A 13,545-nucleotide genomic window follows, 5' to 3' on the forward strand; every position below is an offset into this window, starting at 1 on the left:
GCCTTGTTGCGGGCGATCATCGTGCGCACCGACCCGGAGGCGGCGCGCTGCTGCTGGAGTTCGGCGGCGACCTTCGCGTCGACGAGGAGCGCGCGACCGCCGTTCTCCTCCTGCCAGAGGAGGTGGCGGCGCACGTCCTGGAGCACGTCGGCCAGCTCCTGCGTGGAATCAGGCGTGTCGTCGTTCACGATCGGGATCGGTATCGGAGGGGGTGCCCCGGTGCAAGGAAGCAGCCGGAGAAGTTGCCTGTTCGCTTAGCCCAGGGTCGGGCCCTCCGCCACCTTCCGGGCGGAAGCGCCGACTCCCCCCTCCCGGTCAGATCCACCCCTCGCGCGGATCAGGACACGCGCACGGTCCGCTCCACGGGCGGGCAAACTTACTTGCTATCGCGACAAGCAAATTTTATCACTTCGGACTCCAACCCGTTCCTGGAGGTCGCATGAAGGCCGTCACGGTGGAGAAGCTCGGGGGGCCCGAGGGGCTGGTCCTCGGAGAGGTCGCGGACCCGGTCGCCAGGGCCGGCGAGGTCGTCGTCGCGGTGGAAGCCGCGGGCGTCGGACTGGTGGACGTCTTCCAGCGGCGCGGCCAGTTTCCAGGCTTCGAACGGCCGGGCTTCGTCCCGGGCGCCGAGGTTGCTGGCCGGATCATCGGCACGGGCCCGGGCGTCGCGCGCGAGTGGATTGGCAAGCACGTCTTCGCGCTCGTCCGCACCGGAGGCTATGCGCAAAGGGTCGCGGTGGAGCCGGGCCAGCTCATTCCAATTCCTCCGGGACTGTCGTCCGTGGAGGCTGTCGCCCTGGGCGTCAATGGGCTCGTGGCGAAGTTCTCCCTGCTGCGCGCGGGGCTCCGGCCCGGGGAGCGGCTCCTGGTTCGAGGCGCGGGAGGTGGCATCGGGTTGAGCGTCGTCCAGCTTGCGGTGCTCGAAGGTGCGCGGGTGACGGCCCTCACCTCTTCGGCACGGGCCCAGCGCGTGGCGGACCTGGGCGTGGAGAACGTCATCGTCCGTCAGGCCGACACGGATGTTCCCGGTGGGTTCGACATCATCATCGACCCGGTGGCCGGCCCGGAGCTGGCGACCTTCTTCCAGAAGCTGCGCCCCAACGGCCGCTACGTCCTCAATGGCGTCGCGGCGGGCTTTCCCACTCCCGACTTTGGGACGGGCCTCCTCGCGAACTTCGCGAAATCACCCACTCTCTCCTTCCTGAGTCTTGATTCAATGGGACCGGCGGAGCTGGCCGAGGCGGGACAAGCGCTGTTCGCGCTGGCGGTCACCCGGAAGCTGGTCCCCATCGTCGGGAGGACCTTCCGCCTGGAGGAAGCAGCACGGGCACAGGAGGTGCTGGAGGACGGCCAGGTGCTTGGCAAGATCATCCTGCTCGCATGAAACACCGGAGGCGGGCTTCAAAGCCCCTATGGGAACTCCAGGACGGACATGACGGTTCGGCGGACGCGCAGGACGCAGGAAGAAAGACGCGACGAAGCCGCTCGCCGGATGCTGGCGGCGGGGGCCCGGCTCGTCGCGGAGCGGGGCCCCGAGGCCCTCACGCTCGCGCAGGTCGGCCAGGCCGCCGGCTACAGCCGGGGACTGCCAGCGCATCACTTCGGGTCCAAGGCGGAGTTCCTGCACGAGCTGATGCAATACGTCGCGGCGGAGTTCCGCGCGGCGATGGATGCCTTTGAAGCGGAGGAAGGATTGCCCGCCCTCCTGAAGATGCTCGGGTCCTTCTTCGAACGGCCCACGTCGGACTATTCGCGCCTCTGCGCCTTGCGAATCGTCTTGTCCGAACCCGGGACCCGACCGGGGCGCGGTCATGACCTCGCGGCACTGCGACAGCAAACCGTTCGCGCTCTGGAGAAGTGGATCCGACAAGGCATGGAGCAGGGGCAGATCCGAGCGGGCGTGGATGCCCGGATGACAAGCCTGCTGCTCGCCACGACCCTTTGCGGCGCGATGGGGCTGTGGCTGGAGGATCACCAGTTCGATCTGGAGGCCGCGGGTTCGCAGCTCGCGGAGTTCGTCCAGCATGGGCTGGCTGCGTCCGACGGGCACGGCTTCCGCTGATTTCCAGGCGGAAGCGGCGGGCACTGGCCGAATCAGGACACCCCCCAGGCAAATCACCTTTGCCTCCGGGAGGACGTGCGGGAAAAGGTCGGGCGGCAGTCTCCCGCCCCTTTCCAGGAGCAGCGCGCACATGATCAAGGTGGCCATCGTCGTCGGAAGCACGCGGCCGGGTCGCAAGGCGGACACCGTCGCCGGCTGGGTCCACGGCATCGCGAAGCAGCGCGGTGACGCGGAGTACGACATCGTCGACATCCAGGACTTCAACCTGCCCCTGCTGGACGAGCCGATCCCTCCGTCCCAGGGCAAGTACACCCAGCCCCACACCCTGGCGTGGGCCGCGAAGGTGGCCGCGTACGACGCGTATGTCTTCGTCACGCCCGAGTACAACCACGGCCCGTCCGGCGCGCTGAAGAACGCGCTCGATTTCGTCTATGGCGAGTGGAACAACAAGGCCGCCGGCTTCGTGGGCTACGGCAGCGCGGGCGGCGTGCGCGCGGTGGAGCAACTGCGCCTCATCGCCGCGGAGCTCCAGTTGGCCACCGTGCGCGCCCAGGTGCAGTTGTCGCTCTTCACCGACTTCGAGAAGTTCACCACCTTCAAGCCTGATCCCAGCAAGGAGAAGGGCGTGAACGCGATGTTGGATCAGCTCGTCTCCTGGGGCACGGCGCTCCAGACCGTGCGCGTGAAGAAGTAGCCGCTCGGCCTCAGGTGTCCTGGCGGGACCGCTCCGTGGCGGCCCGCCGCAGCACCTCCGCCGTCTCCGGGTCGGCCGGAAAGAACGATTCGATGGCCAACTCCGCGAGCGTGATGTCCACGGGCGTGCCGAACACCGTGGTGGTGCTGAAGAGGGACAGCCGGCCCAACGACGTGCGCACGCGCAGGGGCACCACCACGCCCGCGAAGTCGCGCTCCTTCGCCTCCACGGCTGCCTCCGGCACCGGATAGCCCTTGAGCTCCTCCAGCAGCGCCGCGAGCGTGGCATCCGCGGTGATGTCCACCTGCCGGTGCAGCCGCGTGAGGACGTGGTCGCGCCACTGACGCAGGTTCTCGATGCGGGGCGCGAGCCCCGACGGATGCAGGCTCAACCGCAGGACGTTGACGGGCGGTTGGAGCACTTCCGGGGGCAGGTCCGACAGCAGCACGCCCACCGCGCGGTTCGCGGTCACGAGCGTCCAGTGCCGGTCCACCGCGAGCGCCGGATACGGCTCATGCCCCGCGAGCACCAATTCCACGGCCTCGCGCGTGGCCCGCAGCGCGGGGTCGTCCAGGGGTCGCTCGGCGTAGACGGGCGCGAAGCCCGCGGCCACCAGCAGTCCGTTGCGGTCGCGCAGGGGCACGTCCAGTTCCTCCGCCAGGTGCAGCAGCATGTCCCGGCTGGGCTGGGAGCGGCCGGTCTCCAGGAAGCTCACGTGGCGGGTGGAGACCTCCGCGCGCAACGCGAGGTCCATCTGGCTCAGGCCCCGCCGCTGCCGCCAGCCGCGCAGCAGCTCTCCGACGGGACGGCTCTGCTGAAGGCTCGTCATGGGCCGAAGATAGGGGGCGCACGTCATCGCTTCCATTCCCTCGGAGGTAATCGACAGCGCGCGGGCCGGCTCGCATCTTGAGCATCAACGACGGACGGCCCTTCGCGCCCATGCCGTCGCCTCCAACCTCCTTCAAGGAAACGGGTGTGCCATGAGCCTCAAGAACGTGTCGGGAAGCCTGTTGCGTCGCGTGCTGCTGCTGGACGGCGTCGCCAGTGGGGCCATGGGCCTGTTGATGGCGGCGGCCGCGGGCCCCATGGGTCCCCTGCTGGGATTGGATCCGGCGCTGCTGCGCACGGCGGGACTGGGATTGATTCCGTTCGCCCTGTTGCTCGGGTATCTGGCGTCACGGGCCACCCTGCCCGCGTGGCCGGTGTGGTTCGTCGTCGCCGTGAACGCTTTGTGGGTCGTGGACAGCGTGCTCCTGATGACCCACGGCCCCACGACGCCCACGGGGCTGGGGGTGCTGTTCGTCGCGGCGCAGGCGGCGGCGGTCGCGCTCTTCGCGGTGCTGGAATACGCGGGCCTGCGGCGTGGCACCGCGGCCCTGGCCTGAGCGCGGGTGTCGGGTCCTCGCGGCGGCGGTTCACGTCGTGCCGCGCGGACCCACGGGCGTTGTTATCGTGAGGGGACATGGCCTCCTTCCTCCGCTCGTGGCTCATCGTCGCCGTCCTGTCCGCTGGAGCCTCCGGGTGCGCCACCCGGGCAAAGGACCTTGTGACGCTGAACTACGGCTGGCCGGAGCAGGCCTCCATGCGGGTGACCCACACAGTAGATATGCGGACGGACAGGGAAGGCCGGACGAAGGCGCAGCGCCGGTTCACGATGACCCTGGGCCCGGTGGACGAGGAGGGCCAGCGGCGACTGGCGATCCGTGACGTGGAGATCATCGAGTCCATGCTCCCCACCTTCATCAGACCCCGGTCCCCCGCGATCATCGACGCGCAGGGGGACTTCCAGGGCATGGATCCCGTGGAGGACGACCTGAACCCACTCTCCCTGGACGTGTTTCCACCCAACCCCGAGAAGAAGGCCCAGATGACCCGGAACCTCATCGCCGGGCTGGAGCAGGACCTCCGGGACAAGTGGAACCAGTGGGTGGGCAGTTGGCACGGAGCGCGCCTCAAGCCAGGGAAGCTGGAGGTCGTCTCCTCGACGATCGAGGTGGGCATCGGCCGCAAGACCTACGAGGAAGTCCCCGCGGAGGACCGACAGCAACTGGACGTGGGCGTGCCCTGCTCCGACGCCGAGCCGGAGCCCCGGTGCGCGCGGCTGCACGTGGTGCGCGAGCCCGTGGGGCAGACGGACGACACGAAAGGACCCTACGCGCGCCTGGAGCTGGAGCTGGTGACGGACCCTTCGACGCTGCTGCCGTACTCGTCGCGGCTCATCCGCATGGACCGCGTGAACTGGAGTACCAAGGGCGGCGAGCCTCACTTCCACGAGTCCGTCCACGTGGAGCAGCACACGTTCCTCCATGGCATGGACACCACGGCGGGACCGATGGCGCGGGTGTCCGCCCTTCAGCCCATCCCCACTTCGCTGAAGTAGTCGAGAAACGCCCGGATCCGCGCCGGCAGGTGCCTCGCGGGGTCGAGGAACACCGCGTGGAACACGACGGTGTCCCCGGGGTTGCGCTCCTCCAGCACCGCGACCAGCCGCCCTGCCGCCAGGTCCTCGCGCACCTGGAACGCCGCGATGCGGGCGAGTCCCGCCCCCACGAGCGCCAGTTGCCGCAGCGCTTCGCCGTCGCTGGCCTGCACGGTGCCAGCGCAGGGCACGTTCACGACGGCGCCGCGCTCCACCACCGGCCAATGTTCGAGCGTGGGCACATGGCTGGCGCTCATCCGGTTGTGGCGCTCCAGCTCCGCGGCCGTCTTCGGCAAGCCCGCGCGCTTCAGGTAGTCGGGCGAGGCGACGATCACCTTGCGCGTCTCCCCCAGCCTGCGCGCGATGAGGTTGGAGGACTTGAGCGGGCCCGCGCGGATGGCCACGTCCGCGCGCTCCTCCAGCAGGTCCACCACCTGATCCGTGAGCGCGATGTCCAGGGTGATGCCCGGGTTGCGGGCGAGGAACGCGGGCACCCGGGGCAGCAGGAAGTGCGTGCCGTAGGGGACGTTGGTGTTGACGCGCACGCGGCCCGACGGCGCCTCGTTGGTGGCGACGCCACGCTCGGCTTCCTCCAGCTCCGCGAGCACCTGCACGCTGCGCTCGTAGAAGACACAGCCCTCCGAGGTGAGCTGGAAGCCCCGGGTGTTGCGGTGGAGAAGTCGGGCCCCCAGGCGGGCCTCCAACCGGGCGACGAGCTTGCTGACCGCCGACGGCGTCATCCGCAGCGTGCGCGCCGCGGCGGAGAACCCCTCCTGTTCGACGACCCGGACGAAGACTTCCATCTCTCCGGAGCGGTTGATGTCCAGACGCGCCATGGAATTGAACTCACAAGTGCTGTGCTCGCGGGTGCTCTATCCGGTGCCACCGCCCGCGAATACTAGACCTCTTGCGGCCACGGCAGTGTTCCCACAGCGGGCCGCGTGGAGGACATCATGCAAGCACGCAAGAACGTGGCCCTGGTCGTAGGGGCGCAGGGCATCGCGGGACTCAGCCTCATCGACCATCTGGAGAAGCTCGGGGGCTGGGAGGTCATCGGCCTGTCCCGCCGTGGAGGTGAAGCGCGGGAGCACGTGCGCTTCATCCCGGTGGACCTCCTCGACAAGGCGGACAGCCACCGGAAGTTGGGCGAGCTGTCCCACGTGACGCACATCTTCTACGCCGCCTATCAGGACCGGCCGACGCCCGTGGAGCTGGTGGCGCCCAACCTCGCCATGCTCGTCAACGTGGTGGACGCGGTGGAGCCCGTCGCGAAGGGCCTCCAGCACATCAGCCTGATGCAGGGCTACAAGGTCTACGGCGCGCACCTGGGCCCGTTCAAGACGCCGGCCCGGGAGACGGATGCGCACCACATGCCTCCCGAGTTCAACGTGGAGCAGCAGGACTTCCTGGAGCGGCGTCAGCAGGGCAAGGCGTGGACGTGGTCGGCCCTCCGCCCGTCCGTCGTGGTCGGCTACGCGATGGGCACGCCGATGAACGCGGGGCTGGCCATCGCCGTCTACGCCTCCATGTCGAAGGAGCTGGGCCTCCCCCTGCGCTTCCCCGGGCCTCCAGCCGCGTACGACATCCTCCTGGATGTCACCGACGCGCGACTGCTGGGGCGCGCGATGCTGTGGGCAGCGACGGACCCGAAGGCGGCCAACCAGGCTTTTAATATCAACAACGGCGACCAGTTCCGGTGGAGCGAGATGTGGCCGAAGATCGCGCACATGTTCGACATGGAAGTGGCCCCTCCCCTGCCGCTGTCGCTCGTGGACGTGATGGCGGACAAGGGCCCGCTCTGGGACGCGATGGTGGCGAAGCATGGGCTCGCGCGAAATTCGTACGCGGACGTGTCGCCGTGGCGCCATGCCCACGGGGTGTTCTCCACGACGTTCGACTTCCTCGCGGACACCTCCAAGGCGCGCCGGTTCGGGTTCCAGGAGCACATCGAGTCGGAGGTGATGTTCCGGGAACTCTTCGCCGACCTGCGCCGCCGCAAGGTCACTCCCTGAGAACCTGTTGAAATGGAGCGAGCGAGCCTGTGCGTCGGAGAAACAAGATGCCGGCCCCCCAACGCCCTCGCGTGCTCCGTATCCGAGCGACCTACGGATGAGCAGTTGGCCCTCATTGAGCCGTTCCTTGGGGCCGCAGGTGGTGGTCCCAAGGAGCAGATGAACCTGCGCATTGGGGTGGTGAATACCATCCCCTGCGTGAGTTCAGCGTCGAGCACAGCCCCCGTCTGTCTTCAAACACTCAGGCACGGCGTTCGTCGGACGGATACGATATTCCGCGTTTGCGCCACAATCACCACAATCGTATTGTCAGGCTGCTGCTCACCTTGTCGCGCATTTGAGAAACACACCCATGACAACGACGTACGCCCCCAAACAGACAACCACTCGCGGACATACCGTTCAAATCAAAAACATCGAGATATACTACGAGGAGTACGGAGTTGGAAAGCCCCTGGTGCTCCTGCATGGGTTTGGCGGTTGTACACAGAACTGGCATCCCTTTACCGCCAAGCTCTCAGAGCGCCATCGACTGATCGTCGTGGATCTGCGTGGCCATGGCTACTCCACCAATCCCGAGAACAAGTTTACACATCGGGAAGCGGCCAGTGACGTGTTCCTCTTGCTTGAAAAGTTGGGGGTTGATCATTTTTCGGCCATGGGTATGAGCTCTGGCGGAATGGCGCTACTTCACATGGCAACGAGCCAGCCCGAGCGCATCGACTCGATGGTCTTGATTAGTGCAACTTCCCACTTCCCCGATCAGGCCAGGGCCATCATGCGCAGAGCTTCGTTTGAGACCATGCCCCAACAAGTGCAAGAGATGTATCGAGAGTGCGCAAAACGCGGAGATGCACAGATTCGTCAGCTCATCACACAGTTCAACGCGTTACATAAAAATCACGACGACATGAATTTCACTGCACAAACCTTATCAACCATCAAAGCTCGTACGCTCGTTGTGCACGGTGATCGCGATCACTTTTTCCCCGTTGAAATTCCTGTAGACATCTACCGTTCCATACCGGACTCCGCACTATGGATTATTCCTGGCGGCGACCACGTTCCTATTTATGATTCCACGGTTCCATTCACCTCAACGGCCCTGCGATTCCTTGATGGGCCAGACAGCAAGTAGCAATCCGCGGCCCGACAAGGCGCTCCGCCTCCGGTTCCGCGGACTGACCACCAGCATCTGCTGTAGTCCTCGCAGGAGCTCGAATGGTCCCGCGTCACGTTCGTTACGCCAATGTCATTCCCTGAGCGGCTTCCGGGCGCGGCCCAGCGGCTCGCGCAGGGCTTCCGTCACCAGGGAGCGGAAGTAGCGGGCCCCCGGGTCCGCATTCGTCCGGGTGTGCCACACCATCGCCGTCACCATGGGCGGGAATGCGAAGGGCATCTCCACCGACCTCAGGTGCAGCATCTCGCAGAAGCCGCGGGCGACACGGCGGGGCACGCCGGCCACCAGGTCCGTGCGCGCCGCAGCCATCGCCGCCGCGAAGAAATGGGGCACCGCGAGCCCCACGTCCCGCGTGAGCCCGTGGTCCCTGAGGAGCCGGGCGTGCTGCTGGTGGCCAATGCCCGGGCGCCCTTCCGCGAGCAGAAGGTCGATGTGCTTCGCCGTGTTGTAAGCGGCCTTCGTCATCGTCTTGCCCCGGACGCGCGGATGGTCGCGGCGCACGAGCAGGACCGAGTCATCCGTGTACAGCGGCTCGGTGAGACAGCCCGGGCCCGCCGCCTGCGCGGGCCCCAACGCCACGTCCACCTCTCCGGACGCGAGCCCATCGCGTTCGACGAGGTAGTCGATGCTGACGACCCGCAGGAACGCACCGGGCATGCGACGGGCGAACAGCGCCATCAGCGCCGGGACATCCGCGAGCCCGTGATGGTCCGCACCCGCCACCGTGAAGGCCCGCGTGCAGGTCTCCGGATCGAAGGCCTGGCTTCCATCCAGCGCCGCCTGGAGCTGTCCCACCGCCGTCGCGATGAAAGGCCGCAGCGCTTCGCACCGGGGCGTCGGGACCAGCCCACGCCCGCTGCGCACGACCAGCGGATCCCCCAGCACGTCCCGCAAGCGCGCCAGTGCATTGCTCACAGCGGACTGCGTGACATGCAGTTCCTTCGCGGCCCCGGTCGCGCTGCCGGATCTCAGCACCGCGTGCAAGACGAGGAACAGGTTGAGGTCCACGGCGGAGAGATTCACATCCGTGATTCTAACCATCATGGACCATCACTGGTGGAAACAGCCCATGACCCGTACTCAGGGGGCACGGAAAGCGAGGTCCCCATGGTCCAGGTCCACGAGCCCACCGAAGTCGCCGCCCTCCAGCAGCTCTTCCAGCGGATGTTCGAGTGCTGGCGGCTCGGAGACGGTCACGCCTACGCCGACTGCTTCACGCAGGACGTGGACTACGTCGTCTTCGACGGCAGCCACATCCAGGGACGCAAGGCCAACGCGGAGGCCCATCAGGCGCTCTTCGACGGCCTCCTCCGGGGCTCCGTCCCCGAAGGGGAGGTGAAGTCCATCCGCTTCCTCGGCCCGGACGTGGCGGTCCTCCACGCGGAAGGCGGCATCCGGCTGCGGTGGCAGCGCAAGGCGGCCCGGAACCGGCGCTCCATCCAGACGCTCATCGCCGTGAAGCGCGAGGGTGCCTGGGCCTTCACCGCCTTCCACAACACCCGCATCCAGCCGCCCAACGCCTTCGCGCGCCTCATGATGCGGCTGATGACGCCCGGGCCCCGGTCCTCCGCGGCACGGTAGCGCCGCGGCGGAGGTCCCACGAGGCCCGCGCGTGGAGGCGCCAGCGTCAGAGCACGACCTGGGCCTTGAGGATCTCCTCCAGCAGCGGCACCGCCTTCGCGCCCTGGTTGTCATCCACCAGGAGCGCGGCGCTGACGTAGCGACGGAAGGCCCCTTCGGAGGTCCCCGCCCCGGGCAGCGCCGTCGCCTGCGATTCGAGCGAACGCTCACAGGCGTGGATGACCCGCGTGTGCAGATAGCGCGACAGGTCCAGGAACAGCGTGTTCGACGGCGCCTGCCGGGCCCAGGCAAGGACCTCCTGGCAGTAGGCCGTGCCGCCGTCGCCCTTCATGTATGCGCGATAGCCGTCATAGGAGGGGGCTCCGGACGCGCCCACGTCCGCGTAGTGGCGCGCGCTGATGAACCGCAACTGCCCGTCCCCCGCCGCCTCCACCTGGGACTTCCACTCCGGCAACTGGCGCGCCCGGGCCAGGGCCCGGAGGTACTGGTCGAAGTTGTCCTTGAGGTGGAGCAGGTGCTCCGGCAGCCAGTTGTCCGTGAAGGGCCGCAGCTCCCGCTCCGCGTCCGGGATGGGCACCAGCGCCAGCGCCGTCATCCCGTACGATGCCCGCAGGTTCGGCTCCACCGCGGGATCCAACGCGCCCCGGGCCAGCGCCCGGCGCACCTCCGCCTCCGGCGTCGCCTGACGGAACGCGTACACGTGGCCGTGCTCGAAGAAGTCACTCTGGAAGAGCGACGCGAAGCCCGCGCGCAGCAGCGCCGAGTGGATGTGCCGCACCGGCACGAAGGGCTCCGGCTTTTCCAACCCCGTGGTGATGTGGAAGTCCCACAGGTTGGTGTTCATCTGGAGCACCCCGTCCGGCGCCAGCCGCGCCAGCGCCAGGGAGAAGAACTCCTGGCTGACACAGTGGGCGGGGATCTGCTCCCCGGAGAAGATGTCCACGACGATGTAGTCGTATTCCTGGGTGTCTTCCCGCAGGAAGAGCCGCGCGTCCTCCACCACCCGGCGCACGTTGGGGCTTCGCATCGCCGGCAGGTAGCGCTGCGCCAGGTCCATCACCAACGGGTCGATCTCCACCGCCGTGATCTTCGCCTGGGGGTTCGCCTCCAGGATGGCGGACACCACCCCGCCCAGCGCGGTCCCCAGGATGAGGTAGCGCCCGGCGCCTCGGGAGAGGCCCACGTTCGCGTACGCCGTGGTGAACTGATCCTTCAGCGGCCGGCCCGGGTAGACGGTGGAGTGCACGTAGTCCCGCGACGGCATGAACTCCAGCTTCTCGTCCCCGTCGTCGTCCTGGGAGCGGAAGATCTTCACGTTCCCGTAGAGCGACTCCGATTCGAAGACCGGGCGCGCCGCCGCGGCGGAGGCCCGCGCGGCCCAGGCGTCATGCGCCACGGGCGTGGCCACCGCCGCCGCGATCACCACCACCCCCGCGATCGCGGCCACGGGCGCGCGCTTGCGCACCAGCACCAGGCCCGTCACCACCACCAACCCCAGCGACCCGATGAAGATGCCCAGCGTCGTGGGCACGCCCAACAGCGGGATGAGTACGAAGGAAGGCAGGGTCGTGCCCACGATGCTTCCCACGTTGGACACCGCCATCAGGTTGCCCGCCGTGGCCCCCACCCCGCGCGCGTTCGTGGCCAACAGCCGGATGAGGAACGGCGAGACGTGGCTCAGCGCCAGCATGGGCGCCATGTAGAAGATCAGCGTGGCGACCGCCGGTGGCACCAGGTGCCCCGCGAGCCCGCTGGAGAAGACCTTGCGCAGGCCGAAGCTGAAATCCAGCAGCGGTTCGGACAGCAGCCCGCCCGTCACCCAGACATACACCACGGCCAGGGAGATGACCCCGAGCAGGAATTCCAGCGAAGCATTGCGCTGGGAGAACCGGCCCCCCAGGTAATAGCCCCCCGACAGCGCGATCATCACCAGCGCGAGCAGGACGCCCGTCACATAGATGGATGAGCCGAACGTGGTCTGGAGCACCCGGAAGGCACACATCTCCAGCAGCATGACATTGAAGCCCCCCAGGAACGCGAGCCCATGCAGATAGACCGAGAACAGACGTGAAACCGGCGGTGACTCAGCGGAAGTAGACATGTCCAACATCCAGGGCAGAGAGGAAAAACAGCCAGGAACCAATGCATTCGCTGTCCGCGACCACGGACTCGCGGTGACTCAAACAAACGTGTCAGACATTCAGTCCATCATGCGGTGCACCCACAAAAGGCAGAACATCCATGGCAGACTCCCAACCCCATTGAAGTCGCGAGACAACGTGAGCAACCCATCTCCATGACAAGTACGCAGACATCGCGCCCGGGCCTGACGACGTTCGGGGTGTTGTGGTTGGGCCAGCTCGTGTCCATCCTGGGCTCGGGTCTGACATCCTTCGCGCTGGGCATCTGGGTGTATGAGCAGACCGGGTCGGTCACCCAGTTCGCGACGATGACCCTGTGCGCGGTGGCGCCCATCGTGCTGCTGTCGCCGGTGGCGGGCGTGGTGGTGGACCGGTGGGATCGCAAGCGGGTGATGCTGGCGAGCGACACGCTGGCGGCGCTGAGCACACTGAGCCTGCTGGTGCTGTACTCCGGCGGGAACCTGCGGCTGTGGCACGTGTACCTGGGCGTGTGCCTGACGGCCGTGGCGGAGTCCTTCCAGGAGCCGGCGTTCATGGCGGCCTCCACGGTGCTCGTTCCCGAGCGCCACCTGGGACGGGCCAGCGGGATGGTGCAGCTTGCGCAGGCGGCGGGCCGCACGCTCGCCCCACCCCTGGCGGGACTGCTGCTGCTGCACCATGGCCTGGGCACGGTGATGACCCTGGACCTTGCGGGGTTCGGGATCGCGGTGGTGACGAACCTGCTCGTGCGCGTGCCCCGGCCGACGCGCAGCGCCCAGGGCGAGCAGCAGGCGCGGGAGAGCCTGGGCTCCAACCTCACGTTCGGAATGCGCTACATCTTCCAGCGGCCCGGGCTGCTCGGCCTGCTGGCCTTCTTCTCCATCGTGAACCTCACGCTGGGGCTGGCGGAGATCCTGGTGACGCCGCTGGTGCTCAAGGCGTTCACCCCGACGCTGCTGGGCCAGGTGCTCGCCTGCAGCGGCGTGGGCCTGCTGGTGGGCAGCGCGGTGATGACCCTCTGGGGAGGTCCGAAGCGGCGGCTCACCGGCATCGTGGGCGCGGGGCTCCTCTACGGCGTGAGCCTGACGCTCGCAGGGCTCCAGCCATCGCTTCCGCTCATCGCGACGGCGGCCTTCCTGCTGATGTTCTTCAACGCCCCCATCGCGAGCTGCAGCCAGGCGCTGTGGCTGTCGCTGGTGCCCGCCGACCTCCAGGGCCGCGTCTTCTCCGCGCGGATGGCGCTGGCGTGGTTCTCCACCCCGGTGGCGTACCTCATCGGAGGGCCGCTGGCGGACCACGTCTTCGAGCCCGCCATGCTCGCGGGCGGCGCGCTGGAGCCCGTGTTCGGCGGGCTGCTGGGTGCGGGCCCGGGCCGTGGCATCGCGCTGATGCTGGTGCTGATGGGCCTGCTGGCCGTGCTCGCCGCCATCGTGCTGTCCCTGTTCCGACCCGCCCGCGAGTTGGAGTCCACCGACCC

General features: G+C 67.8%; 13 protein-coding genes and 1 pseudogene. 9 read left to right on the forward strand and 5 right to left on the reverse strand.

Features of this window, described 5'->3' with window-relative positions; translation table 11 throughout:
* A pseudogene (locus D7V88_RS30640) lies at positions 1-188 on the reverse strand (uracil-DNA glycosylase); the annotation flags it as partial.
* 251 nt (positions 189-439) lie between these two features.
* On the opposite strand from D7V88_RS30640, the gene D7V88_RS30645 reads away from it, so the two are divergent.
* The 3 genes from D7V88_RS30645 to D7V88_RS30655 all read left to right on the forward strand — a co-directional run bounded on the left by D7V88_RS30645 (position 440) and on the right by D7V88_RS30655 (position 2,756).
* Entirely contained in the window at positions 440-1,384 is a 945-nt protein-coding gene (locus D7V88_RS30645; RefSeq protein WP_120544165.1) for a quinone oxidoreductase family protein, read from the forward strand.
* 48 nt (positions 1,385-1,432) lie between these two features.
* Positions 1,433-2,062, forward strand: coding sequence for a TetR/AcrR family transcriptional regulator (locus D7V88_RS30650; RefSeq protein ID WP_120544166.1), 630 nt, complete (start codon positions 1,433-1,435; stop codon positions 2,060-2,062).
* Positions 2,063-2,192: 130 nt separating this feature from the next.
* Complete coding sequence (locus D7V88_RS30655; RefSeq protein ID WP_120544167.1) at positions 2,193-2,756, forward strand: NADPH-dependent FMN reductase; 564 nt, start codon at positions 2,193-2,195, stop codon at positions 2,754-2,756.
* 10 nt (positions 2,757-2,766) lie between these two features.
* Here the strand turns inward: D7V88_RS30655 and D7V88_RS30660 are convergent, their stop codons facing one another.
* On the reverse strand, positions 2,767-3,585 hold the full coding sequence (locus D7V88_RS30660) for a helix-turn-helix domain-containing protein (protein WP_120544168.1): 819 nt from the start codon (positions 3,583-3,585) through the stop codon (positions 2,767-2,769).
* A gap of 151 nt (positions 3,586-3,736) precedes the next feature.
* On the opposite strand from D7V88_RS30660, the gene D7V88_RS30665 reads away from it, so the two are divergent.
* Positions 3,737-4,141: a hypothetical protein gene (locus D7V88_RS30665; protein WP_120544169.1), complete on the forward strand. Its 405-nt coding sequence runs from the start codon at positions 3,737-3,739 to the stop codon at positions 4,139-4,141.
* 77 nt (positions 4,142-4,218) lie between these two features.
* Positions 4,219-5,136 (forward strand): hypothetical protein, encoded by a 918-nt coding sequence (locus D7V88_RS30670; protein ID WP_147448930.1) that lies wholly within the window; start codon positions 4,219-4,221, stop codon positions 5,134-5,136.
* On the opposite strand, the gene D7V88_RS30675 is transcribed toward D7V88_RS30670, so the two are convergent.
* Positions 5,109-6,011: a LysR family transcriptional regulator gene (locus tag D7V88_RS30675; protein ID WP_120544171.1), complete on the reverse strand. Its 903-nt coding sequence runs from the start codon at positions 6,009-6,011 to the stop codon at positions 5,109-5,111. The genes D7V88_RS30670 and D7V88_RS30675 overlap by 28 nt on opposite strands.
* A 117-nt stretch (positions 6,012-6,128) precedes the next feature.
* Here D7V88_RS30675 and D7V88_RS30680 point away from each other — a divergent pair, with 117 nt between their 5' ends.
* Positions 6,129-7,187, forward strand: coding sequence for an SDR family oxidoreductase (locus D7V88_RS30680; RefSeq protein ID WP_120544172.1), 1,059 nt, complete (start codon positions 6,129-6,131; stop codon positions 7,185-7,187).
* A 352-nt stretch (positions 7,188-7,539) separates the two neighbouring features.
* Positions 7,540-8,325: an alpha/beta fold hydrolase gene (locus D7V88_RS30685; RefSeq protein WP_120544173.1), complete on the forward strand. Its 786-nt coding sequence runs from the start codon at positions 7,540-7,542 to the stop codon at positions 8,323-8,325.
* A gap of 114 nt (positions 8,326-8,439) precedes the next feature.
* On the opposite strand, the gene D7V88_RS30690 is transcribed toward D7V88_RS30685, so the two are convergent.
* Positions 8,440-9,411, reverse strand: coding sequence for a LysR family transcriptional regulator (locus D7V88_RS30690; protein ID WP_120544174.1), 972 nt, complete (start codon positions 9,409-9,411; stop codon positions 8,440-8,442).
* A 63-nt stretch (positions 9,412-9,474) separates the two neighbouring features.
* On the opposite strand from D7V88_RS30690, the gene D7V88_RS30695 reads away from it, so the two are divergent.
* Complete coding sequence (locus D7V88_RS30695) at positions 9,475-9,948, forward strand: SgcJ/EcaC family oxidoreductase (protein WP_120544175.1); 474 nt, start codon at positions 9,475-9,477, stop codon at positions 9,946-9,948.
* Positions 9,949-9,994: 46 nt separating this feature from the next.
* On the opposite strand, the gene D7V88_RS45265 is transcribed toward D7V88_RS30695, so the two are convergent.
* A complete protein-coding gene (locus D7V88_RS45265) occupies positions 9,995-12,049 on the reverse strand; it encodes a fused MFS/spermidine synthase (protein WP_147448931.1) in 2,055 nt (684 codons plus the stop codon).
* Positions 12,050-12,244: 195 nt separating this feature from the next.
* On the opposite strand from D7V88_RS45265, the gene D7V88_RS30705 reads away from it, so the two are divergent.
* A partial coding sequence (locus tag D7V88_RS30705; RefSeq protein WP_147448932.1) for an MFS transporter occupies positions 12,245-13,545 on the forward strand: 1,301 nt, incomplete at its 3' end.

Origin of the sequence: Corallococcus terminator (assembly GCF_003611635.1) — a bacterium.
Lineage (GTDB): Bacteria > Myxococcota > Myxococcia > Myxococcales > Myxococcaceae > Corallococcus > Corallococcus terminator.